This is a genomic window from Sphingomonas aurea (assembly GCF_030678875.1).
Taxonomy (GTDB): Bacteria; Pseudomonadota; Alphaproteobacteria; order Sphingomonadales; family Sphingomonadaceae; genus Sphingomonas; species Sphingomonas aurea.
Genome location: NZ_JAUUDS010000001.1, coordinates 1173250 through 1195333, shown reverse-complemented (window position 1 = coordinate 1195333; position 22084 = coordinate 1173250). Strand labels below are relative to the sequence as shown.

General features: G+C 69.9%; 22 protein-coding genes. 16 read left to right on the top strand and 6 right to left on the bottom strand.

What is annotated here, in order from left to right; genetic code table 11:
* The 4 genes from Q5H91_RS06025 to Q5H91_RS06010 are packed head-to-tail and all read right to left on the bottom strand — an operon-like array spanning position 1 to position 2876.
* Entirely contained in the window at positions 1-1206 is a 1206-nt protein-coding gene (locus Q5H91_RS06025) for a CCA tRNA nucleotidyltransferase (RefSeq protein ID WP_305172306.1), read from the bottom strand.
* Positions 1197-1775, bottom strand: coding sequence for a CoA pyrophosphatase (locus tag Q5H91_RS06020; RefSeq protein ID WP_305172305.1), 579 nt, complete (start codon positions 1773-1775; stop codon positions 1197-1199). Before Q5H91_RS06020 ends, Q5H91_RS06025 begins: the two co-directional genes overlap by 10 nt.
* Entirely contained in the window at positions 1772-2335 is a 564-nt protein-coding gene (locus Q5H91_RS06015; protein WP_305172304.1) for a DUF1285 domain-containing protein, read from the bottom strand. Before Q5H91_RS06015 ends, Q5H91_RS06020 begins: the two co-directional genes overlap by 4 nt.
* Positions 2336-2375: 40 nt before the next feature.
* The gene (locus tag Q5H91_RS06010) at positions 2376-2876 is read right to left on the bottom strand and encodes a GNAT family N-acetyltransferase (protein ID WP_305172303.1); all 501 of its coding nucleotides are present in this window, start codon (positions 2874-2876) and stop codon (positions 2376-2378) included.
* A gap of 112 nt (positions 2877-2988) precedes the next feature.
* Here Q5H91_RS06010 and Q5H91_RS06005 point away from each other — a divergent pair, with 112 nt between their 5' ends.
* Both Q5H91_RS06005 and Q5H91_RS06000 read left to right on the top strand, forming a co-directional pair.
* Positions 2989-3360 carry a dihydroneopterin aldolase gene (locus tag Q5H91_RS06005; protein ID WP_305172302.1) on the top strand — a complete coding sequence of 124 codons (372 nt, stop codon included), beginning with the start codon at positions 2989-2991 and terminating at the stop codon, positions 3358-3360.
* Positions 3357-3638: a Rossmann fold domain-containing protein gene (locus Q5H91_RS06000; RefSeq protein WP_305172301.1), complete on the top strand. Its 282-nt coding sequence runs from the start codon at positions 3357-3359 to the stop codon at positions 3636-3638. Before Q5H91_RS06005 ends, Q5H91_RS06000 begins: the two co-directional genes overlap by 4 nt.
* A gap of 100 nt (positions 3639-3738) precedes the next feature.
* On the opposite strand, the gene Q5H91_RS05995 is transcribed toward Q5H91_RS06000, so the two are convergent.
* A complete protein-coding gene (locus Q5H91_RS05995; protein ID WP_370655226.1) occupies positions 3739-4611 on the bottom strand; it encodes a hypothetical protein in 873 nt (290 codons plus the stop codon).
* Between the two features lie 212 nt (positions 4612-4823).
* Between Q5H91_RS05995 and Q5H91_RS05990 the strand changes: the two genes are divergently transcribed.
* From Q5H91_RS05990 to Q5H91_RS05970, 5 genes are all read left to right on the top strand, one after another.
* Positions 4824-5501, top strand: a complete 678-nt coding sequence (locus Q5H91_RS05990; protein ID WP_305172299.1) for an energy transducer TonB — start codon at positions 4824-4826, stop codon at positions 5499-5501.
* A 51-nt stretch (positions 5502-5552) separates the two neighbouring features.
* Positions 5553-6356 carry a MotA/TolQ/ExbB proton channel family protein gene (locus tag Q5H91_RS05985; RefSeq protein WP_305172298.1) on the top strand — a complete coding sequence of 268 codons (804 nt, stop codon included), beginning with the start codon at positions 5553-5555 and terminating at the stop codon, positions 6354-6356.
* Positions 6357-6450: 94 nt separating this feature from the next.
* Entirely contained in the window at positions 6451-6927 is a 477-nt protein-coding gene (locus Q5H91_RS05980) for an ExbD/TolR family protein (protein WP_305172297.1), read from the top strand.
* A gap of 53 nt (positions 6928-6980) precedes the next feature.
* On the top strand, positions 6981-7406 hold the full coding sequence (locus Q5H91_RS05975; RefSeq protein ID WP_305172296.1) for an ExbD/TolR family protein: 426 nt from the start codon (positions 6981-6983) through the stop codon (positions 7404-7406).
* Between the two features lie 1337 nt (positions 7407-8743).
* Positions 8744-9088 (top strand): tetratricopeptide repeat protein, encoded by a 345-nt coding sequence (locus Q5H91_RS05970; RefSeq protein WP_305172295.1) that lies wholly within the window; start codon positions 8744-8746, stop codon positions 9086-9088.
* 220 nt (positions 9089-9308) lie between these two features.
* Here the strand turns inward: Q5H91_RS05970 and dcd are convergent, their stop codons facing one another.
* Entirely contained in the window at positions 9309-9863 is a 555-nt protein-coding gene (dcd, locus tag Q5H91_RS05965) for a dCTP deaminase (RefSeq protein WP_305172294.1), read from the bottom strand.
* A gap of 524 nt (positions 9864-10387) precedes the next feature.
* Between dcd and Q5H91_RS05960 the strand changes: the two genes are divergently transcribed.
* The 9 genes from Q5H91_RS05960 (at position 10388) to Q5H91_RS05920 (ending at position 21964) form a co-directional block, all read left to right on the top strand.
* On the top strand, positions 10388-12022 hold the full coding sequence (locus Q5H91_RS05960) for a TldD/PmbA family protein (RefSeq protein ID WP_305172293.1): 1635 nt from the start codon (positions 10388-10390) through the stop codon (positions 12020-12022).
* 25 nt (positions 12023-12047) lie between these two features.
* Positions 12048-13373, top strand: coding sequence for a TldD/PmbA family protein (locus Q5H91_RS05955; RefSeq protein WP_305172292.1), 1326 nt, complete (start codon positions 12048-12050; stop codon positions 13371-13373).
* Positions 13374-13491: 118 nt separating this feature from the next.
* On the top strand, positions 13492-14190 hold the full coding sequence (locus tag Q5H91_RS05950; RefSeq protein ID WP_305172291.1) for a DUF4159 domain-containing protein: 699 nt from the start codon (positions 13492-13494) through the stop codon (positions 14188-14190).
* Between the two features lie 4 nt (positions 14191-14194).
* On the top strand, positions 14195-15184 hold the full coding sequence (locus Q5H91_RS05945; protein WP_370655225.1) for an AAA family ATPase: 990 nt from the start codon (positions 14195-14197) through the stop codon (positions 15182-15184).
* Positions 15177-16043 (top strand): DUF58 domain-containing protein, encoded by an 867-nt coding sequence (locus Q5H91_RS05940; RefSeq protein WP_305172289.1) that lies wholly within the window; start codon positions 15177-15179, stop codon positions 16041-16043. Before Q5H91_RS05945 ends, Q5H91_RS05940 begins: the two co-directional genes overlap by 8 nt.
* On the top strand, positions 16040-17137 hold the full coding sequence (locus tag Q5H91_RS05935) for a BatA domain-containing protein (RefSeq protein ID WP_305172288.1): 1098 nt from the start codon (positions 16040-16042) through the stop codon (positions 17135-17137). The genes Q5H91_RS05940 and Q5H91_RS05935 overlap by 4 nt, the downstream gene beginning before the upstream one ends.
* A complete protein-coding gene (locus Q5H91_RS05930) occupies positions 17134-19200 on the top strand; it encodes a DUF4175 domain-containing protein (protein ID WP_305172287.1) in 2067 nt (688 codons plus the stop codon). Before Q5H91_RS05935 ends, Q5H91_RS05930 begins: the two co-directional genes overlap by 4 nt.
* On the top strand, positions 19197-20981 hold the full coding sequence (locus Q5H91_RS05925; RefSeq protein ID WP_305172286.1) for a carboxypeptidase regulatory-like domain-containing protein: 1785 nt from the start codon (positions 19197-19199) through the stop codon (positions 20979-20981). The genes Q5H91_RS05930 and Q5H91_RS05925 overlap by 4 nt, the downstream gene beginning before the upstream one ends.
* Complete coding sequence (locus Q5H91_RS05920) at positions 20981-21964, top strand: aldo/keto reductase (protein ID WP_305172410.1); 984 nt, start codon at positions 20981-20983, stop codon at positions 21962-21964. Before Q5H91_RS05925 ends, Q5H91_RS05920 begins: the two co-directional genes overlap by 1 nt.
* Positions 21965-22084 lie beyond the last annotated feature (120 nt).

Below are 22084 nucleotides of genomic sequence, written 5' to 3'. Positions count from 1 at the left end.
CTATAAAGTCAGCCCTGCGACCTCGTCGGCGATCCGGTCGACGCGGGCGCGATCGGGAAACCCCTCGGCGATCCAGCGGTCCTCGACGCGGTGGAGTGCGGCGGCGACGGCTGGGCCCCTGTCCAGCCCGCGTGCGACCAGCGCACCGCCGCTGATCGGCAGGCGAGGGGGCGTGAAGTCCCTGATCGGGCCGGGGTCTTCGCCGGCAAGCAGCAGGCGGTCGACCGCACTCTCGGTCCCGGCGCGATAGGCGAGGGCATAGGGGCCTTCGGGGCCGGGGCCGGCAGTGGCGGCGGCGAGGCGACGGCGTTGCTGGTTGGAGAGCTTCAGCCGGGCGCCGACCGGATCGGCGGCCTCCGGCGGGAGCAGCGCGGCAAGGCGGCGGATCGGGTTCGGAGCGATACCAGTGGCCTCCTCCCGCGCGGCGAGGTCCGCGAGGCGGGCGGCGCCGGTGGCGTCGATCTCGGGCAGGACGGCGCGGAGGATGCCGTGTTCGACCATCAGCTGCGTCACCGACACGGCCGCGCGGGCGACGAGCAGCTTCAGCAACTCGGCGGCGATCCGTTCACGCGACAGCGCCATCAGGTCGTTGGCGCGCGCGGCGCAGGCGGCGAGGCCGGCATCGTCGATCCGGTCTCCGAAGCGCGCGTGGAAGCGGAAGAAGCGGAGGATGCGCAGGTGATCCTCGGCAATGCGCTGGAGCGGGTCGCCGATGAAACGCACACGGCCGGCCGCCAGGTCGGCCAGGCCGTCGAACCAGTCGTACACGGTGCCGCTCGCGGGATCGGCATAGAGCGCGTTCATCGTGAAGTCGCGTCGGCCGGCATCGGCCCGCCAGTCATCGGTGAAGGCAACCACGGCGTGACGGCCGTCGGTACTGAGGTCGCGCCGCAGCGTCGTCACCTCGACCGGGCGGTCGCCCAAGATCGCGGTGACGGTGCCATGGGCAAGGCCGGTCGGTACCGCGCGGATGCCGGCGGCCTTCAGCCGGGTCATGACATCGGCAGGGGCATGACATGTCGCGATGTCGACATCGGCAACGGGAATGCCGAGCAGCGTATCCCGGACTGCGCCGCCGACGAAGCGCGCCTCTCCGGCGGCGGCGCCAAGCACCTCGGCGAGCCGGTCGAGGCCGGGCCAATGGCGCCATTTCGCATCGGGCAGGGTCACTGGCGGCGACGCCACGGGGTGACGTGTCACGTCCATCGCAGCCGCCTGGACAGGTTGACGATCATCGCCGCGGTGGCGCCCCAGATGCGGCGATCGGTCCAGGGGATCTCGATGTAGCGGCGCTCGCGCCCCTGCCACATCGCACTGGCGGCATGGTGGTTGCGGGGGTCCAGAAGGAAGGCGAGCGGCACCTCGAACACGCTCGCCACCTCCGCCTCGGCCGCCACCAGGGGCAGGTCGGGCGGGATGACGGCGAGAACCGGCGTGATCTCGAAGCCCGTGCCGGTGCGATAGCGGTCGACCGCGCCGACCAGATCGACCGCAGCGGGGGGGAGCGCGATCTCCTCGTCCGCCTCGCGCAGCGCCGCCTCGATCGCGGTTTCGCCCGGATCGACGCGGCCGCCTGGAAAGGCGACCTGGCCGGCGTGGCGGCGCAGCGTCTCGGTACGCTGGGTGAGGATGACGCCAGGATCGGCGCGGTCGGTGACGGCGACCAGCACCGCCGCCGGGATCGGTGTGCCGGCGGGTTCGCCGTCATCGCCCGGCAGCAGCGCACCGCTCGGGGCCTCTGCCAGCGCGGCACGCAGCCGGTCGGCGAGGGTCACGCCGTCACCAGGGCAAAGAAGGCGCCGTCACTCCACACGCCGGCGGGATCGGCATCGTCGGCGAGCGCGAGTTCGGCCAGCTCGTAATAGACGGGACGCGCGACCAGCGCCTCCAGGCCGGCGCGGACATGAAGATAGGGGCGGGGGCCATCCTCTCCCTCGGCGAAGCGCAGGGGATGTGCCGGGCCGGCGGCGACGAGATCGCCGGTGTTGAGCTGGAACGCCAGCCGCCGCTCGCGCCCGCTTCCCTCCACCTTCACCGCGGTGGCGACGAAGGCGGCGTCCTCGACCGCGATGGTCAGCTTCTCGACCGGGGTGACGAGGACGTGAGTGCCATCCGCCTCGCGCCGGAGGATGGTGGAGAAGAGGCGGACCATCGCCGGGCGGCCGATCGGCGAGCCCTGATGATACCAGGTGCCGTCGCGCGCGATCCGCATCTCGCTGTCGCCGCAATGGTCGGGGTTCCACTGCTCGACAGGCGGCAGGCGGTGGTCGGCGACGAGCTGCGCGATCTGGGCGAGGCTGAGCGAGGCGAGGTCGGGCGGCGGCTCCATCGGCATATCGGGGCGGTAGGCGGCGACGGAGGGCGCGTAAAGGGCGCTATGCCGGGCCGAGCACGCCTGCGCCGTCCGGCACCGCCGTGCCCCGGGCCAGGAGGCGGCGGGGCTCGACAGGACCGGGGAGGCGCCAGCGGGCGGTGCGGTCGGCGGTGAAGCCGAAGAAGCGCTCGTAATATTCCGGGTCACCGATCAGCATCATCGCCTCGCCCAACCCCGCGGTGTCGGCCGCGGCCAGGGCCGTTTCGGTAAGGCGGCGGCCGAGGCCGCCCTGCTGATGGCCGGGCATCACCGCGACGGGGCCGACCATGACCATCGCCACCCGCTCTCCGGCGTCGCCGGTGAACAGGACCGGCCAGCACTGGATCGAGCCGATCAGCGTGCCATCCGCGTCGACCCCTGCGAAGCCGAGCGCCGGGATCGCGACGACCCCTCCGCGCACCGCATAAGCGGTGCGGCGGCGGCGGTCCGGCCCGAAGGCGGCGTCGAGCAGCGCTTCCACCGCGTCGGCCCGTTCGGGCGTCAGCGGGACGATCTTGGTCATGGCGTATCCCCAGGCCGGGTCCGGCGCGCGCCCTGTAGGGGCCGGCGCCACCCAGGCCAAGCCGTTATCGAGCGGGCTTTCGCGAAGGGATGGTAGTGGCTAGGGGGCGGCGATGACCGACCGCCTGCAGCTCGAAGTCCATGACATGGAGGTGTCGGTGCTGACCGGCATCTATTCCGAGGAAACGCATCTGCCCCAGCCGGTGCGGATCTCGCTGACCGTCGATCTGGACTGTCCGGATCGGTTCGAGCCGGACACGCCGCTCTCCGCCTCGAAAAACTATATGGACCTGCGCCACGCGGCGACCGGGGCGCTCCCGGCGGGGCAGCACTTCACCCTGATCGAAGGACTGGCCGAACATATCTGTGACACCATCTTCGTTCAGGACGCGCGGGTGACGCGGGTCGCGGTGAAGATCGTGAAGCTGGCGATCGCCGAGGGCGGCGAGAAGATCGGCATCACCCTGGTCCGTCACCGGCGGTGACCGGACGGATCGACGTCGCGTCCGGCGAAAACCTTGCGGAGCAACTGCGCGCCGGGGCTCCGCCGGTGGTGACGGCTGTGCTGACCCGGCCCGAGGCAGCAACGGAAGCGGCGTTGGTCGGCGCCGTCGTCGCCGCGGTCGCGGCGGAGCGGGCGCCGGAAGTGCGGGTCAATGCCGTGCTGATCGGCGACGGCGCGTCCGAGGCTGATGTCGCAGCGGCCACAGTATTTCTGGCGGGGGCTGAGGCGGTTACCGGGCAGGTCTTGGATATCGGGTGAGGAACCGGGCGCCTCTCATGCTCCTCTCATTCCCGCCTGCGCGGGAGTGGCGGCATGATTCCGGTTAAACTCCGCATTTCGGTTAAACTCCGCATTTCGGTTAAACTCCGCGGGTCCGTCCGCATGCGCCGAGTGCGTCGATGACCACGCGGTAATCGGTCTGCGCCTGGCTCGCATCGGCGGGGCTCAGCTGGTCGACCGCGCTCGCCGGCAGGGTGGCGGGTAGCGAGCAGGCGAGCCGATACCATAGCAGGGTGTCCCGCGCCGGGGGCGCCGCACCCTCCTCGACGATCTCGCCGAGCGATACCGACCAGCGCGGCTGCTCGCCGGGGCGACGCAGGATCGACAGCGAGACGGGACGCGCGTCGGCGGTCTGGAGGAAGACCTGCGTCTCACCCTCGCCGGGCAGCGCGCCGGGGACGTGGAAGGCATTGCCGATACCTGTGATCGTCGGCGGTGCGTCGGGCGCCACCAGCTCGCGCGCGATCTGCCGCACGCGGGCGTCGGCGGCGGGGCTCCACATGATGCGTGCGTTGGGCCCGGCGAGCTGGAGCTGGTCGGGCGAGCCGGGGACGCGCCTGGCGAACAGCAGCACGCGCTGCTTCTTCAGGGACGGCACCCGGCCGCGAGCGTCGGTAGCGACGTCGGCAAGGAAGCCGACCCGCTGAGGGAGCCCCGCCTGCCCGCGAATCAGCGCGGCGACATCGGCCTGGACGTAGAGGCGCTGGCGCCCGGCCGCCACACCGGCCGCCTCGGCGCCCTTGATCCGGGCCGTGGACCGGATCGTGGCGTCGACCACCACCGGACTGACCAGCATCATATCGGCGAGGTCGGCATAGGACGGTGTCGGCGCAGCTGCGACCATGGCGCTAGCGGGGCGCGAATCGGGCGATTGTGCGGCAGCGGGAAGGCAGAAGAGGCTGCCGGCGACGAGAGCGGTCAGCGCCGTGGTCCGATTATTCATGACGGCCATGCTAGCGCAGTCCCGTCCCGGTACATAGCGGTTATGGCAGAGGAACGGATTGATCGTTTGTTGCTTTCGACAAAGCGTTTGCGTGTCGAACCGCTCGACGGTAGGAATCAGGTAACTGTTCACGGGCGTCGTCGAGACAGAGCCATGGGCGGGCATTCGTGTCCGCTTTGTGTCGATCGGCTCCCGGGCAGCATAGGGAGTGTCGTTGCCGAATGGCCTACGTTGACCAAAAGATGAGCGGCGGCAAGGTGATCGCGATCGTCATCGTCGTGCTCATCCACGCCTTGCTGGGCTATGCCTTCATTACAGGCCTGGCGTATAAATATGTGAAACAGGTATCGGGGCAGCTCGACACGTTCGACGTGGAACCGCCGCCGCCGCCGCCGCCGCCGGACGAGCCGCCGCCGCCGCCGCCGGATCAGCCCAATCTGCCGCCGCCGCCGACCACGGTCGTCGTGCCGCCGCCGATCGTCAACGTGCCGGTGCCGGCTCCGGCCATCAACACGTCGACGATCATCCCGCCGTCGCAGCCGGTCGCTCCGCCTGCGCCGCCCGCGCCGCCCGCCCCGCCTGCGCCTCCGGCGCCGGTCATCAACAAGGCGGCAGGTGCGAAGGGCAATCCGGCGGACTGGATCTCGACCGACGACTATCCGCCCAGCTCGCTGCGCGCGGAAGAGGAAGGCACGACCGGCATCGCCTGGGACATCAACGTCCAGGGTCGCGTCGAGAACTGCCGCGTCACCTCGTCCAGCGGCTCGGCCGCACTCGACCGGGCGGCGTGCCAGGCGATCACGCGGCGCGGCCGCTACTCGCCGGCGCTCGATCAGTCGGGCAACCCGATGCGGTCGAGTTCGTCGCGTCGCGTCGTCTGGAAGATGCCGGCACAATAGGTCTCTGCTTCACACCTGTTTCAACGATTTAGCCAAAGGACTTAACCCATCATGTTCATCACCATCCTTGCCGCCGGCGGCGCGGCAGCGGGCGCGGAAGCGAACCCCTACGGTCTCGGCGCGGCGCTCCGTGAGGGCGGACTGATCTCGCAGTCCGTGTTCACGATCCTGGTGCTGATGTCGGTCGTGTCGTTCTACATCCTGTTCTCGAAGCTGTTCGAGCAGCAGAAGGTCATCAACCAGGCCAAGCGTGTCCGCGAGGGCTTCTGGCAGGCAAACTCGCTGCGCGAGGGCTCGGCCAAGCTCGACAAGAACTCGGCCTACAAGCAGCTGGTCGACGACGGTCTGGCCGCGCAGGACCAGCACGGCCGCCTGACTGATCCGGTCGAGGCGCATGACTGGCTGCACGGTTCGCTGGCGCGTTCGGAAGGCGCGATCAACTCGAAGCTGGCCGGCGGCCTCGCCTTCCTGGCGACCGTGGGTTCGACCGCGCCGTTCATCGGCCTGTTCGGTACGGTTATCGGCATCTACCGCGCGCTCATCAAGATCGGCTCGTCGGGCCAGGCGTCGATCGACGCGGTCGCCGGTCCGGTCGGCGAGGCGCTCATCATGACCGCGCTCGGCCTGGTCGTCGCGGTTCCCGCGGTGCTCGCCTACAACTGGCTGCAGAGCCGCAACAAGTCGATCGCCAAGGAGCTGTCGGCCTTCTCGAACGACGTGCTGGGCTTCCTCGCCTCGAATGGCGCGGTGCGTCCGACCACGAACACGGCCGCTGCCCCGAAGGCGGCGCCGGTGAAGACCAACACCGCGACGACCACCGCCGGCCAGGCCGGTGGCGTGCAGACCCGCGGCTGACGACCTTGGGCGGGACCGGCCCACGCGGTCGGTCCCGCCACCTCGCCGCCCCGTCCGGGAGCGGCGCTTCGAACAAGAATAGGATTGCCACGATATGGCGATGAGTAGTGGTGGGGGCGACGACGACGCCCCGTTGTCAGACATCAACACGACGCCCCTCGTGGACGTCATGCTGGTTCTGCTTATCATCTTCCTGATCGCGGTGCCGGTCGTGCTGCAGACGGTGCCGCTGAAGCTGCCCGACGTGCGGTTCGACCCCACCACGACCAAGCCCGAGAACGTCAACCTGTCGGTGACCACCGAGGGCGGCGAGTGCGCGGTCTACTGGAACCTGTCGAAGGTCAACAGCAAGGAACTGCTGGATCTGGCCGTCAACAAGCTGAAGGCCGAGATCGACCGCCAGGGCGGCCCGAACGCTGCCGGCCTGGAACTGCCCGAGGCGCATATCCGCGGCGACGTGAACACGCCGTACCGCTGCATCGGCGGCACCATCTACACGATGCAGTCGGCTGGCTTCGCCCGCGTCGGCTTCATCTCCGAGCCGCCCCCCGGCGGCGGTTCGTCGACCTGATCGGCCCCCGATGTCACCCCCGGTGTCAATCGTGTGCCTAGGAGTAATTTGACATGGCAATGAGTGCGGGCCGCGATGACGGCGAGCCGATGATGGAAATGAACACGACGCCGTTGATCGACGTCATGCTCGTGCTCCTCATCATGTTCATCATCACCATCCCGATCCAGACCCACGCGGTGAAGGTGGACCTGCCGCAGAACTCGAACACGCCGGCCAACCCGGTCGACGCGCAGAAGAACAAGATCACGATCGATGCCGCGGGTACCGTGTCGTGGAACGGCGCGCCGGTCGACGAGGTGACGCTGCGCCAGTATCTGGACCAGACCGCGGGCATGAACCCGGAGCCGGAACTCCACTTCCAGCCCGCGCCCGACGCCCGTTACGAGGCGGTCGACCGGACCCTGGCAGTGGTGAAACGCTCGGCGATCACCAAGCTGGGCTTCATCGGCAACGAGCAGTATCGCAACGACTTCTGATCGCCACTGCGATCGACGATGCGACGAGACGGGCGGCCCTGCGGGGTCGCCCTTTTTGCATGCGGGCCGACTACCTTTGCCTCCGGAACAGTGTGCGAGCTGACTGGGCAGGACATTGCGTAGTTTTGGATGGGTGACCATCGGCGGGGCCCGCCGATCGGTTCGGCCGCGGGCGAAGATGGCGGTCGACGGCGCACAGGCAGAGATGGGGCGTCCGGTTCGGGTCAATGGCGTGGAAGGCATGTCGAAGCCTTTCCCGTGCGGGCTGAACCACAGTCGTCGCCCTTCGGACGTTCGCCTTGCGGTGGAACGATCTCGACGTGATGGTCCGTTGCTCGTCGGTTGCGATGCCTGCATTGCCCGCTCGGCGTGGCCTGCACCGCTCCAATATCTTCGCACCGATGATCCGAGCGGATCGGTCAACGCCCGGGTCAGCGCTTCACGAGCGGGTAGCAGGCTGCGTCCGCGTGCCATGTGCGACAAACCCTTCTTCCGCGTCAGCGATGGCTCGGTGCGTCGGAGGTAAATGCGACCAGCGGCGCATACCTCTCATCTTCACGGGTATTGGTCGACCATGTCCCGGCATAGTCTGAACTGCGCGGGGCGCTGTTCACCCGATGCGTGGCGGGGGATGGGCGTATCCAGAGGCGCGCCGCGCGGGGGAGTGTCCACCCCACTCCCTTCCTCGAAAGCGGGACAGATGCGTGCAGTCCTGATTAGATCGAACCGAAGCGTTGATGCTTTTGGCCCCCAGTCATCCGCCGAGAACGATCGGAACCAAGACATGGCTTATCAGGGCAGACGGCAAGAGCCGACCTGCTCGCATCACGACGGATGTGCGGCCGATCTCCTGAAAGGTGGAACCCGCCAGGAGCGACGATGTCACCGTGTGATTTGGCCCAACCGTGCGTCACTTACTCGGGCGGCGGCTGGGCCGTACGTTTTCCCGGCCTCGCTTGGGGAGTGCGGATCGCCGATCCGACCAGTGTTCTGATCGTTTCGGGATTCGCACGTATGAGGTGTGGACGTTTTGAATGGCTGCATGGGCTGTAGTCGTTTCGATCGAAGCAGATGGCGGGCAATCGCTCCGCTTCGGCACTCCTCGTATCCGAAGCGCTCACAACTGACCTAGGCATCCGCGCAGCGGTGCCGGTTTTCAGCACGTCGTTTCAGCTTCAAGCCGCCCGATCCTTTCAATGTCCCCCCACGACAGCGGGCAGAACGGCTGTTCTCGAAGTTATGCGATTGCCGCTTGCGAGACAGTCACGGAAGTGACATCATCGTGTCACAAAAATGAAACGTTCGGATCGAGCGCTTCGAAGACAAGGAGACGGATGATGCGCAGCTTCCTCATTCCCGTGATCCTCGCCGGGCTGGCGTCGCCGGCGTTCGCGGGGGATCGCACCGGCTATCAGGCGATCGCGACGGGTGACCTGCGGGCGGCCGAGGCGACGCTGAATGCCGAGCGGCGGATATTCCCGGACCGGCCAGAGCTGATGCTGAACCTTGCGGCCGTCTACGGCCGGACCGGGCGGGTCGAGGCGGCGCGGGCGCTCTATACCGCAGTGCTGGAACGGCCGGATGTGTCGATGCTGATGCCGTCGGGCGAGGCGGCATCGTCGCACGCGTTGGCGACGCGCGGGCTCGGGCAGAGCGCTTCAGCGGTACTGGCGACGCGCTGATCCATGACGGCGAGGGCGTAGAGACGCCTTCGCCGTTGCGCGTTGCAAAGGAGGTTTGCGCGCGACGAGTCGCAAAGACGTTGTACCCCGCGGCTTCGAAAGCGCCACGCTCGGCTCTAGATGCGGGGACGAGCCAAGCAGGACCGGCGAGCGCGATAGTCTGGCTCGGGGTTAGACGATCCCGCGGATTACCGCGGCGGTGGAGTCGCGGTCCGCACGATCAGAGGCGCGGCAGCGTCACTCCACGCTGGCCCATATATTTGCCGACCCGGTCCGCATAGCTGACCTCGCAGGGCTCGTTCCCCTGGAGGAAGAGGAACTGGCAGGCCCCCTCATTGGCGTAGATCTTGGCCGGTAGCGGGGTGGTGTTGGAGAATTCCAGCGTGACATGGCCTTCCCAGCCGGGCTCCAGCGGGGTGACGTTCACGATGATGCCGCAGCGCGCATAGGTCGACTTGCCGAGGCAGATGACCAGCACGTCGCGGGGAACCCGGAAATATTCGACGGTGCGGGCCAGCGCAAAGCTGTTGGGCGGGATGATGCAGACGTCGGTCTGGCGGTCGACGAAGCTGTTGGCGGCGAAGTCCTTCGGGTCGACCAGCGCATTGTCCACGTTGGTGAAGATCTTGAACTCGTCGGCGACGCGCGCGTCATAGCCGTAGGAGGACAGGCCGTAGCTGATGCAGCCGTCGCGGCGCTGCGACTCGACGAAGGGCTCGATCATCGCGTCGGCCAAGGCGCGCTCGCGGATCCAGCGGTCGGACAGGATGGACATGGCGGCTCCCCCGGGTGAGCGGCTGCCATCGCGGGAAGTGGGGCCGCGTGCAAGGGGGCTTCCGACCGCGATGCCCGGTCTTGGCGAGCGCGACGGGAGTGCGCGCGCCAAGCCGGGAGAAGGGGTTCGCGCGAAGACGCTAAGACGCAAAGAGAAGAAGATATTAGTCTTGCGAAGGCGCGGAGGGCCGGGCCGCGCCAGCGGCTCTCCATTACCGGCCGACGATGATCGAAGCGCGCTGCCGCGCGCAAGACACCTCCACGTCCCCGCGTGAATCCTCTTTCTTCGCGTCTTAGCGTCTTCGCGCGAAAATCATTCCGGGCAGCTGGCTTGCGTCCGGGCCGCCGAGGCGAACGCAACGGCCCGCTCGCGACAAATTACAGACCCACCCTCCGCGCCCCGTTGACGGCGGTCGCGGAGGCTCGTTAAGTGTCTTGTATCACCATGACACAGGCCCGGAGCGGCCCTGATCGTGGCGGTCGCGGGGGCGGCCTCGTGGCCTGGCATTTGGGGGAGATACAGTCTTGCTGAGACGCGAATTCCTGACCGCGAGCGGGCTCGCGCTGGGTGGCGGGTTGCTGCCGGGCTTCATGGGGCGGGCGATCGCCGCGCAAGAGCTGGACTCGACGATTGACGTCGCGGTGAAGCGGCGGCTGGCCGATGCGGCGCTGAACGCGTCGAAGAGCGCCGGCGCGACATACTGCGACGTGCGCGTCGGCCGGTACCTACGCCAGTTCGTCGTGACGCGCGAGGCGATGGTGCAGAACGTCGTCAACACCGAGTCGACCGGTGTCGGCATCCGCGTGATCGCCGACGGCGCCTGGGGCTTTGCCGCCACCAACGACATGACCGAGAGCGCCGTCGCTGCCGCCGCGCGACAGGCGACCGCGATCGCGAAGGCGAACGCGAAGACCCAGACCGCGCCGGTGAAGCTGGCCCCGACGCCCGGCGTCGGCGAGGTGTCGTGGCGCACGCCGATCGTGAAGAACGCGATGCAGGTGCCGGTGAAGGACAAGGTCGACCTGCTGCTCGGCGTCAATGCCGCGGCGCTGGCGGCGGGGGCCAACTTCGTCAACTCGATCCTGTTCGTGGTCAACGAGCAGAAATATTTCGCCTCGACCGACGGCTCGTACATCGATCAGGACGTGCACCGGATCTGGGCGCCGCTGACGGTGACCGCGATCGACAAGGCGACGGGCAAGTTCCGGACGCGCGAGGGACTGTCGGCGCCGATGGGGCTGGGCTTCGAATATCTCGACGGCCGTGCGAAGGACAAGTTCACCTCGCCCAACGGCGTCGTCAATTACGGCATGTCGTATGACATGCGCGAGGACGCGATCGCCGCCGCAAAGCAGGCGCAGGCCAAGCTGAAGGCGCCGTCCGTCAAGCCGGGCCGGTACGACCTGGTGCTCGACCCGTCGCACACCTGGCTGACCATCCACGAGTCGGTCGGCCATCCGCTCGAGCTGGACCGCGTGCTTGGTTATGAGGCGAACTATGCCGGTACCAGCTTCGCGACGCTCGACAAGCAGAAGGCGCGCTTCCAGTACGGCAGCGACAAGGTGACGATCACCGCCGACAAGGTCGAGCCGGGCACGCTGGGCGCGGTCGGCTATGACGACGAGGGTGTGAAGACCAAGAAATGGCCGCTGATCGCGGACGGCAAGCTGGTCGATTACCAGGCGATCCGCGACCAGGCGCATATCCTGGGCAAGACCGCGTCGGACGGCTGCTGCTATGCCGATCACTGGTCGAGCGTGCAGTTCCAGCGAATGGCCAATGTCTCGCTGCAACCGGGCAAGGCCAAGCAGTCGGTCGCCGACATGATCGGCGGGGTCGAGAACGGCATCTACATCGTCGGCGACGGCAGCTTCTCGATTGACCAGCAGCGCTACAACGCACAGTTCGGCGGGCAGCTGTTCTATGAGATCAAGAACGGCAAGATCGGCCAGCAGATCGAGGACGTCGCCTATCAGATCCGCACGCCGGAATTCTGGAATGCGTGCGTCAGCGTGTGCGATGCGTCCGACTTCCGCTATGGCGGGTCGTTCTTCGACGGCAAGGGGCAGCCCAGCCAGGTGTCCGCGGTCAGCCATGGTTCGTCCACGGCGCGCTTCAACGGCATCAACGTCATCAACACCGCCCGCTCGCTCGGCTGACCGGAGTATCTGACCCATGAGCATCATGACCGAAGAGCAGGCCCGCGCCATCCTGACCAAGGTGGTCGCGCTGTCGAAGGCCGACGAATGCACCGCGCAGCTGAGCGGATCGATCGACGGCAACATCCGCTTCGCGCTGAACAACGTATCGACCAGCGGCATCGTGTCGAACACCGACCTGGCCGTGCAGGTCGCGTTCGGCAAGCGCGTCGGCACCGCGACGATCAACCAGTTCGACGACGCCTCGCTGGCGCGGGTCGTCCAGCGGGCTGAGGATCTGGCCAAGCTGGCGCCGGAGAATCCGGAGTTCGTACCGGCCGTTGCCAAGCAGACCTATCGCCCGACCAACACGTTCAGCCAGGCGACGGCGGCGATCACGCCCGAGTACCGGGCCAAGGTGGCGGCGGACTCGATCACCGCGTGCAAGGCCGAGAAGCTGGTCGCGGCCGGGTTCCTGCAGGACGGGCAGAGCTTCGTCGCCTTCGCCAATTCGAACGGCAATTTCGGCTATCAGCGCGCGACCGGGCTGGACTACACCTGCACCGTGCGGACCGAGGATGGGCGCGGATCGGGCTGGGTCGGACGCAATTTGCAGGATTCGACCAGCTTTAGCGCGGGCACCGACGTGCGGACCGGCATGCGCAAGGCGGCGGCGAGCGCCGACGCCCGCGCGCTGGAGCCGGGCAAGTACACCGTGATCCTGGAGCCGGCGGCGGCGGCGGGGCTGGTGGGGTTCATGATAAACTTCTTCGGCGCGCGCGAGGCGGACGAGGGGCGCAGCTTCCTGTCCAAGAAGGGCGGCGGCAACAAGATCGGCGAGCAGGTCTATGACCCGCGCGTCAACATGTGGGTCGATCCGTGGGACGCCAGCGTGCCGGTGCTGCCGTGGGACGGCGAGGGTCTGCCCCGCCAGCGGCAGGACGTCATCAAGGACGGCAAGGTCGTCAATCTCGACTATAGCCGCTTCTGGGCGCAGAAGCAGGGCAAGACGGCGGTCGGCAGCCCCGGCAACCTCATCATGGGCGGCGGCACCAAGTCGACCGCCGACCTGATCCGCGGAACCGAGAAGGGCATCCTGGTGACGCGCACCTGGTATATCCGGATGGTCGACCCGCAGACGGTGCTGCTGACCGGCCTGACCCGCGACGGCACCTTCTATATCGAGAACGGGCAGATCAAGTATCCGATCAAGAACTTCCGCTTCAACGAGTCGCCGGTCATCATGCTCAACAACATCGACGAGCTGGGCAAGCCGGTGCGGGTGAAGGCGGACGAGGGTGACTTCATCATGATGCTGCCGCCGATGAAGCTGCGGGACTTCACCTTCACGTCGCTGTCGGACGCGGTGTGATCGATTCCCACCTTGCTCCCCTCCCCTTCAGGGGAGGGGCTGGGGGTGGGGCGGTTCCACCGGGGTGGCGCTCGTGGAGACGCCCCACCCCAATCCCTCCCCTGAAGGGGAGGGGCTTGTGAGTGTAACGCGACAGGCGTTTCTGCGAGGGGCACTGGCGGCGGCGGTCACCGCGGCCGCGTCGCGCGCCGGCGCCGCACCGGCCTACGACTTCTGGTTCACGCGGCTGCGCTACGAGTCCGGCGACTGGGACGTCGACCAGCGGATGCCGTCCAACCTGCTGACCGCGCTGATCGACTATACCAACCTGCGCGTCGATCCGAAGGAGCGGGTGGTCGCGCTATCCGACCCGAAGATGCTGACCGCGCCCTTCTGCTACATGGCGGGGCACAAGCTGGTCGAGTTCTCGCCGGCCGAGCGGCGCAATTTCGAGCGTTATGTCAGGAACGGCGGGTTCGTGCTGGTCGACGACTGCAACCACGATATCGATGGGCTGTTCGCGACCTCGTTCGAGCGGCAGATGGCGGCGATCTTCGGGCCACGGGCGCTCCAGAAACTGCCGCCCAAGCACCCGCTCTATGCCAGCTTCTTCAAGATGGCTGGACCGCCGGCGACCGCGTTCGAGCTGAACGGCTGGGGTGACGACCTGGTCCATGACTATCTGAAGGGCATCACCATCGGCGGTCGGCTGGGCGTGCTCTACAGCAACAAGGATTACGGGTGCGAGTGGGATTATGACTGGCGGAACAAGCGCTTCCTGGCCGAAGATAACACGAAGTTCGCGGTCAACATCGTGATGTACGCGTTGAATGGATGATCGGATGACGGAAGCGGAAATTGCCGAGAAGCTGGAGCGGCTGACCGGGCTGAAGGCCGCGATCGGCGCGGCGATCGTCGGGCAGGGCGCGGTGGTCGAGCAGCTGCTGATCGGGCTGATCGCGGGCGGACACTGCCTGCTGGAGGGCGTGCCGGGGCTGGGCAAGACGCTGCTGGTCCGGTCGCTGGGGCAGGCGCTCGACCTCGATTTCCGCCGGGTGCAGTTCACGCCGGACCTGATGCCGAGCGATATCCTGGGCACCGAATTGCTGGAGGAGGATCACGGCACCGGCAAGCGGCACTTCCGGTTTCAGCCGGGGCCGGTCTTCACCAACCTGCTGCTCGCCGACGAATTGAACCGCACCCCGCCAAAGACCCAGGCGGCGCTGCTGGAGGCGATGCAGGAGCGGACGGTCAGCTATGGCGGCGTCACGCACCGGCTGCCGGCGCCGTTCTTCGTGCTGGCGACGCAGAACCCGCTGGAACAGGCGGGCACCTATCCGCTGCCCGAGGCGCAGCTGGACCGGTTCCTGCTCCACGTCCGCGTCGATTATCCCAGCGAGGCGGAGGAGCGCGATATCCTGGCCCAGACCACCGGCAGCCACATGGCCGAGGTGCCGCGGGTGATGGCGGGCGAGGAAATCATCGCCATCCAGGCGCTGGTCCGCGACGTCCACCTGTCGGGCGATCTGCTCGACTGGATCACGCGGCTGGTGCGCGCCAGCCGGCCGGGCGACGCGGCGATGCCGCAGGGGATCGGGCAATATGTCCGCTGGGGCGCGGGGCCGCGTGCGGGCCAGTCATTGGTGCTGGCAGCGAAGGCGCGGGCGCTGCTCCACGGGCGGCTGGCGGCGACGCGCGCGGACGTCGCGGCGCTCGCCGGGCCGGTGATGCGTCACCGGCTGCTCCTGTCCTTCGCTGCCGAGGCGGAGGGGGTGAGCGCCGACAATGTGGTCGAGCGGCTGGTCGCGGGGGTGCGCGGCCCCGGTGGTTGAGCTGATACCGGCCGACGTCCGCCACCGGTTGCGCGACCTGACGCTGGCGACGCGGCGGGCGATCGGCGATCGGGGGCTGGGCGCGCATCGCAGCGCCAGCCGCGGCGCGGGGCTGGAGTTCGCGCAGTACCGCCCGTACGAGCGCGGCGACGAGCCGCGGCAGATCGACTGGAAGCTGTACGGCCGCTCCGACCGCTTCTTCGTGCGCGAGGCGGAGCGGGAGAGCCCGGTCGCCGCGTGGGTGCTGCTCGATACCAGCGGATCGATGGGGCAGGCGGATGCGGCGCGGCCGGACCGGTCGCGGCTCGACGCGGGCAGGGCGCTGGCGGCGTGCATCGTCGAACTGGCGCTGATGCAGGGCGACCGGTTCGCGCTGGTGACACTCGGTGAGGCGATGCGGGTGGTGCCGCCGCATGGGGGTGCACGCGCGCGCGACCGGCTGCGGCTGGAGCTGGCGGGGCTGAGCGCGGGCGGGGTGCTGCCCGACGAGCGGGCGCTGGCACCGGTCTGGGGGCGGATCGGGCAACGCGACCTGGTGGTGGTGGTCAGCGACTTCTTCGATGCCGGAACGCTCGACCTGGCGGTGCGGCTGTCGGCGGCGGGACGTGAGGTGCTGGCGATCCAGATCCTGACCGTGGAAGAGCGCAATTTCCCGTTCGATGGCGGCTACCGGTTTCGCGATCCGGAAACGGGCGAGGAGTTGCTGGGCGACGGTGCGGCATTGCGGGCGGAGTTCGTCGCGCGGTTCGGCGCAGCGCAGGTGGCCTTGCACGCTGGGCTGGATGCGGCGGGGATACGGCGCGGGGAGCTGGTGCTCGACCAGCCGCTGGACACGCCGCTCAGGACGCTGTTCGGATGATGCTCGCGGCGCCGCTGGGGCTCGTCGCGCTGCTCGGCTGGGCGGTGCCGCTTGCCGTGCATCTGGCGCGGCGGACCGAGACGCGCCCGACCGACTTCGCGGCGCTGAAATGGCTGCGGCAGAAGCCGCGGCCGCGGCACCGGCCGCGGTTCGACGAGCGGCCACTGCTGGCGGTGCGGCTGGTGCTGATCGCGCTTATTGCGCTGTGGCTGGCGCGGCCCATGCTGCCGGGAAGTGCAGACCGGTCGCCGGTGACCGCCTTTGCGCCCGGAACGGTGCCGGGGACGGGAGAGGGGCGGCGGCTGTGGTTGGCGCCGGGTTTTCCGCCGGTCGAGCAGGCGGTGGCAGGCGGCGGACCGGTCGACAGCCTGATCCGGCAGCTGGACGCGGACCTGCCCGCGGGCGTGGCCCTGACCGTGGTGGTGCCCGAGCGGCTGGCGGGGGTGGATGCGGAGCGGCCGAAACTGTCGCGGGCAGTGACGTGGCGGGTGGTGCCGGGCGGTCCTGTCGTCCGGCCGGCGATGGCGGCGGTGCCCGAGCTGGTGGTGCGCTACGCGCCGGAGCGGGCGGGGCAGTTGCGGTGGTGGCGCGCGGTTGGCGCGGCCTGGGGACGGCCTGTGGCGGTGGCCGGAACGGAGGTGCCGGTGCCGGCGGGCGCGCGGCATCTGGTGTGGCTCGCGGGCGGTCCGTTGCCGGCGGCGGTGCGGGACTGGGTCGCAGGCGGCGGGACGGTGCTGGTGCCGGTCGACAGTCCTGCCAACGGCGCGGTGGTGTGGCGGGACGCGCTCGGTGCGCCGCTGGCCGAGGCGGCGAAGCTGGGGCGCGGGCGGATCGTGCGGCTGACGCGCGACCTGACGCCCGCCGCGATGCCCGAACTGCTGGAGGCGGACTTTCCGGCGGAGCTGCGCGCGGTGCTGGCGCCGCTGCCCGCGCCTTCTGTCGTGATGGCGCGCGACTATGCGCCGCTGACAGGCGGGCCGGCGTCGGATGAGCCGGTGCGGGACCTGCGCCTGCCACTCGCGCTCGGCATTGCGCTGTTGTGGCTGATCGAGCGGTGGCTGGCGACGGCACGGTCACGGGGAGTGAGCCCGTGAGGATCGAGCGGGTGTCCGACTGGACGCGGCCGGCGATGCTGCGGGCCATGCTGCGCGATGCTGCATTGGTTCTGCCGGGCGTGCTGGTGGCGGGCGTGGCGGCGTGGCGGCGTGGCGGGGTGCTTTCGCTGATCGCGGTGCTGGTGGTCGGCGTGCTGCTGGCGGGCGCGTCGTGGTGGCGGGCGCGGCAGTATGACCGGGCGTGGCTGGTCACGGCATTGGATGCGGCGCGGGGCGATCTGGAGGATAGCAGCGACCTGATCTTCGCCGATCCGGCGGGGCTGGGGCCGCTCCAGCGGCTGCAGCGCGGCCGGGTGGCGGCGCGGCTTGCGGCGGCGGTGCCCGACCTGGCGCCGCGCTGGCCTGTGGCGTCAATCGCGGGGCTGTGGCTGGCGGCGCTGGTGACGGTCGCGGCTTTGCTGTGGTGGCCGGCGAGCGAGCCGGCCGTGCTGGCACCGGCGGCGGAGGGCGGGCCGGTGGTGCCAGGGGTACCGCGGCTGGTGGGGCAGCGGCTAACGGTGGTGCCGCCCGCCTATACCGGGTTGCCGGCGCGGCCGCTCGATACGCTCGATGCGCGGGTGCCGGTGGGCTCGCGGCTGGAGTGGACGCTGCGCTTCGATCCGGTGCCGGCGGGCGCTGCGATCGTGTCGCCGGAGGGAACGCGACTGCCGCTGGTGCGGGATGGCGACTGGACGGCGCAGCGGGTGGCGGAGCGATCCTTCCTCTACCGGGTGGTGGCGGAGGGCGGGGCGACACCGCCGCTCCACCGGATCGACGTGGTGGCGGACGAGGTGCCGCGCATTCGCGTCGTCGCGCCGTCACGGACGCTGACGCAGGTGACGGCCGGGCAGCGCGGCTGGACGCTGGGGTTCGAGGTGACCGACGATTACGGCGTCGCGCCGGCCGCGCGGTTGCGGCTGGTGCTGGCGCAGGGAGAGGGGGAGAATGTCTCGTTTCGCGAGCGGGCGCTGACCCTTCGCGCAAGCGGCGATGCGCGGCGGCGGCGATTCGGGGCGAGCGTCGACCTGGCGGCGCTGGGCTTTCGCGACGCGGGCGATCTGGTCGCGCAGCTGATCGTCGCCGACAGCCACGGGCAGGTGGTGCGCGGGCCGAGCCTGATCCTGCGCCGGCCGCCGGCCGCGCTGGCGGAGAGCGGGCTGGAGGCGTCGGTGCGCCGCGTCATGCCCGCCTATTTCACCAGCCAGCGCCAGATCATCATCGATGCCGAGGCGCTGATCGCGCAGCGCGCGCGGCTGGCGCCAGAGGCGTTCGTGGCGAAGTCTGATGCGATCGGTGCGGACCAGCGGCTGCTCAGGCTACGCTATGGCCAGTTCATGGGCGAGGAGACCGGCGGCGGCGCGACGGCGGCGATGCCGACCAGCGATGCCGAGGAGGGCGCGACGCCGGCGCACAGCGACGATGACGGGCACGACCACAAGGCGGGCCCGGCGACCTTCGGGGACGCGGGCGACGTGACCGCCGAATATGGCCACACGCACGACGAGTCGGAAGCGGCGACGCTGCTCGATCCGGGCACGCGGGCGACGCTGCGCAAGGTGCTGGATGCGATGTGGCAGTCGGAGCTGGCGCTGCGTCAGGGCGAGCCGCGCAAGGCGCTGGGTCCGGCGAACACCGCGTTGCGCTTCCTGAAGCAGGTGCAGCAGGCAACGCGCGTCTTCCTGGCGCGGACGGGGACGCAGCTGCCGTCGGTCGACGAGGGGCGGCGGCTGACCGGCAAGCGCGACGGTATCGCCCCCGCGCTGCCCGCGCTGGTGGTCGAGCCTGTCGATGCGAGCCCGGCGGCGGCGTGGCGCGGGCTGGCGAGCGGGGTGGTACCACTGGAGCCGCTGACCCGCTGGCTGCGCGCGAATGAAGGGCGGGTGGCGGACCCGCTGGCGCTGAGCGCGGCGATCGACGCGGTGCGGCGCGATCCGGCGTGCGGCGCGTGTCGGCAGCGGCTGCGCGGGGCGCTGTGGAGCGTGCTGGCGCGGTCGGCGCCCGGCGTGCGGCGGCGTGCCGATGGCGGTGCAAGCGGGCGTCGTTATGTCGAGGCGCTGCGATGAGGCCCGAGGCTCTGCTCGCGGTGCTGCTGGTGGCGGCGGTGGTGCTCGGCTGGGTGCGGCTGGGCTGGTGGCAATGGCGCGCGCCGACGCGCTCGCGGGCGCGGCGGATCGCGGCACTGGCGGGTCTGCAGCCGGTGCTGGCGGGATTGCTCTGGCTGACGCTGCTGCCGCCGCGCATTGCCGGTGACGCGGGTGTGCTGGTGGTGGCGACGGCGGGCGCGCCGCGACTGGTGGCGACCGGCCCGGCCGAGCGGCTAGTGGCGCTGCCCGAGGCGCAGGTAACAGGCGCCGAGCGTGCGCCCGATCTGGCGACGGCGCTCAGGCGGTATCCGGGGACCAGCGGGTTGCGCGTGGTCGGCGGCGGGCTGGCGGCGCGGGACCGAGAGGCGGTGCGCGGGCTGGCGCTGGCGTTCGATCCGCCGGCGCTGCCGCGCGGGCTGGTGCGGCTCTATCCGCCAGCGGCGGTGGCGCCGGGGGCGGCGTTTCAGGTTGCGGCCCAGATTGCCGGCGTGGCGGGCGGGTCGGTCGAGCTGCTCGACCCGGCCGGGCGGCTGGTCGACCGGGTCGCGCCGGGTGCGGACGGAGTGGCGGTGCTGGGCGGTACCGCGCGGGCGGCGGGCGCGGCGCTGTTTACGATCCGCGTGCGCGGGGCCGATCAGGCGGCGGTCGAGGAGGCGGCGGTGCCGGTGCTGGCGGTCGCGCCGCTGCCGACGCGCGTGGCGATCGTCGCGGGCGCGCCGGGGCCGGAGGTGAAGTTTCTGCGGCGCTGGGCCACCGATGCGGGCCTCGCCCCGCTTGTCCGCGCCCGGTTGGGCGGCGGGGCGGTGGTGGGCGACGGGCCGGCGCTGACCGCTCCGGCGCTGGCAAGGATCGATCTGGCGATCTTCGACGATCGTGGCTGGGCGAGCCTGTCGCCGGGCGAGCGGGCGGCGGTGGCGGGCGCGGTGCGCAGCGGCATGGGCGCGCTGCTCCGCGTCACCGGGCCGCTGCCGGCAGGGGTGCGCGCGCAGTGGCGGGCGATGGGGATCGATGTGGCGGGCGGTCAGGCCACCGCGCCGGTTGCGCTGGCCCCCGCCGCGCCGAGCGAGCAGGCATTGCAGGCGCGGCGCGGGCCGGAGCCGGCGGCGGCGCCGCGCGACGACCTGCCGGAGCTGACCCGGCGGGTGGTGACGCTCCCGGGGGCGGTGCCGGTGCTGCGCGACGCGAAGGGAGCGGTTCTCGCCGGGTGGCGACCGTCAGGGCGCGGGCGGGTCGGCGTCTGGCTGGTCGAGGACAGCTTCGGGCTGGTCAGTGCCGGACACGGCGACCGGTACGGCGAGTGGTGGGGCGGAGTCGCCGCGGCGCTCGCCCGGCCGGACACCCGGCCGGTGGTGCGGGTCGAGTCCTTGCCCCGCGCCGGCGAACGGACGGCCGTGTGCGACCTGCCCCCGGGTCCTGCCACGGTGGCTGCACCGGACGGGCGGCGCGTGGCGCTGGTTTCCGATCCCGCGGCGGGCGGCTGTGCGGGATATTGGCCGCAGGCGGCGGGTTGGCACCTGCTGACTGGCGGGCAGGGGCTGGTGCGGCCGCTCTATGTGCAGCCGGCGGACGCCCTGCCGGGCGTGCGGGCGACCGCGCGGCGCGATGCGACGCTGGCGCTGGTCGGAGGCGGCAATGCGCGGCGCGACGCACCCGAAAGCGCGCGTGGTGCGTCCTGGCCATGGTTCCTCGGCTGGCTGGCAGCGGCGGGATGTGCGTGGTGGCTGGAGCGAAGGCGCTCGGGCCGTCCGAAGGAGGCATGATGCAACAGCGTGAACTGGGTCGAAGCGGGCTTCACGTATCGGCGTTGGGGCTGGGCTGCATGGGGCTGAGCCATGCTTACGGCACCCCGGTGACCACCGACGAGGGCGTGGCGCTGATCCGCGGCGCGTTCGAGCGGGGAGTGACCTTCTACGACACGGCCGAGGTCTATGGCCCCTTCACCAACGAGGAACTGGTCGGGCAGGCGCTGGAGCCGATCCGCGACCAGGTGGTGATCGCGACGAAGTTCGGCTTCACCGCTGGCGCGATGGACCAGGGTGTCGACAGCCGGCCGGAGAATATCCGCGCGGTCACCGATGCCTCGCTGAAGCGGCTGCGCACCGACCGGATCGACCTGCTCTACCAGCACCGTGTCGACCCGAACGTGCCGATCGAGGATGTCGCGGGTACGGTGGCCGAGCTGATCGCCGCCGGCAAGGTGAAGCATTTCGGCCTGTCCGAGGCCGGACCCGACACCATCCGCCGCGCCAATGCCGTGCAGCCGGTGACGGCGGTGCAGAGCGAATATTCGATGTGGTGGCGCGAGCCGGAGCTAGCAGTACTGCCGCTCTGCGAGGAGCTGGGCATCGGCTTCGTGCCGTTCAGCCCGCTGGGGCGCGGATACCTGACCGGCGCGATCGACGCCGCGACCGAGTTCGGCAAGGACGATTTCCGCAACCGGGTGCCGCGCTTCTCGGCGGAGAACCGGCGCGCGAACCAGGGGCTGATCGACGCGATCGGCGGCATCGCGGAGGGGATCGGCGCGACCCAGGCACAGGTCGCGCTGGCGTGGCTGCTGGCGCGCAAGCCCTGGATCGTGCCAATCCCGGGAACGACCAAGCTGCACCGGGTGGAGGAGAATGTCGCCGCCACCTCGCTGGTGCTGGACGCCGCAGCGCTCGCCGAACTGGACGCGGCGCTGGCCCGGATTTCGGTTCAGGGCGAACGATATCCGGCGGACCTGCAGAGCCGGGTGGCGCGATAGGGCATGCTCCTTCCTCACTAGCTTTTCGTCACCCGGATCAAGGCCGGGGTGACGATGCTAATAACGTCGAACATTGATCCGCCTTTTTTCAAGCGCGCCTGCGTAACCGCTCACCGATCC

Excerpts from the sequence above, each read along its gene's own strand:
- Q5H91_RS06025 (WP_305172306.1), bottom strand. The coding sequence starts at position 1,206 with ATGGACGTGACACGTCACCCCGTGGCGTCGCCGCCAGTGACCCTGCCC.
- Q5H91_RS06015 (WP_305172304.1), bottom strand. The coding sequence starts at position 2,335 with ATGCCGATGGAGCCGCCGCCCGACCTCGCCTCGCTCAGCCTCGCCCAG.
- Q5H91_RS06010 (WP_305172303.1), bottom strand. The coding sequence starts at position 2,876 with ATGACCAAGATCGTCCCGCTGACGCCCGAACGGGCCGACGCGGTGGAA.
- Q5H91_RS06005 (WP_305172302.1), top strand. The coding sequence starts at position 2,989 with ATGACCGACCGCCTGCAGCTCGAAGTCCATGACATGGAGGTGTCGGTG.
- Q5H91_RS05995 (WP_370655226.1), bottom strand. The coding sequence starts at position 4,611 with ATGGCCGTCATGAATAATCGGACCACGGCGCTGACCGCTCTCGTCGCC.
- Q5H91_RS05990 (WP_305172299.1), top strand. The coding sequence starts at position 4,824 with ATGGCCTACGTTGACCAAAAGATGAGCGGCGGCAAGGTGATCGCGATC.
- Q5H91_RS05985 (WP_305172298.1), top strand. The coding sequence starts at position 5,553 with ATGTTCATCACCATCCTTGCCGCCGGCGGCGCGGCAGCGGGCGCGGAA.
- Q5H91_RS05980 (WP_305172297.1), top strand. The coding sequence starts at position 6,451 with ATGGCGATGAGTAGTGGTGGGGGCGACGACGACGCCCCGTTGTCAGAC.
- Q5H91_RS05975 (WP_305172296.1), top strand. The coding sequence starts at position 6,981 with ATGGCAATGAGTGCGGGCCGCGATGACGGCGAGCCGATGATGGAAATG.
- Q5H91_RS05970 (WP_305172295.1), top strand. The coding sequence starts at position 8,744 with ATGCGCAGCTTCCTCATTCCCGTGATCCTCGCCGGGCTGGCGTCGCCG.
- dcd (WP_305172294.1), bottom strand. The coding sequence starts at position 9,863 with ATGTCCATCCTGTCCGACCGCTGGATCCGCGAGCGCGCCTTGGCCGAC.
- Q5H91_RS05955 (WP_305172292.1), top strand. The coding sequence starts at position 12,048 with ATGACCGAAGAGCAGGCCCGCGCCATCCTGACCAAGGTGGTCGCGCTG.
- Q5H91_RS05945 (WP_370655225.1), top strand. The coding sequence starts at position 14,195 with ATGACGGAAGCGGAAATTGCCGAGAAGCTGGAGCGGCTGACCGGGCTG.
- Q5H91_RS05935 (WP_305172288.1), top strand. The coding sequence starts at position 16,040 with ATGATGCTCGCGGCGCCGCTGGGGCTCGTCGCGCTGCTCGGCTGGGCG.
- Q5H91_RS05925 (WP_305172286.1), top strand. The coding sequence starts at position 19,197 with ATGAGGCCCGAGGCTCTGCTCGCGGTGCTGCTGGTGGCGGCGGTGGTG.
- Q5H91_RS05920 (WP_305172410.1), top strand. The coding sequence starts at position 20,981 with ATGCAACAGCGTGAACTGGGTCGAAGCGGGCTTCACGTATCGGCGTTG.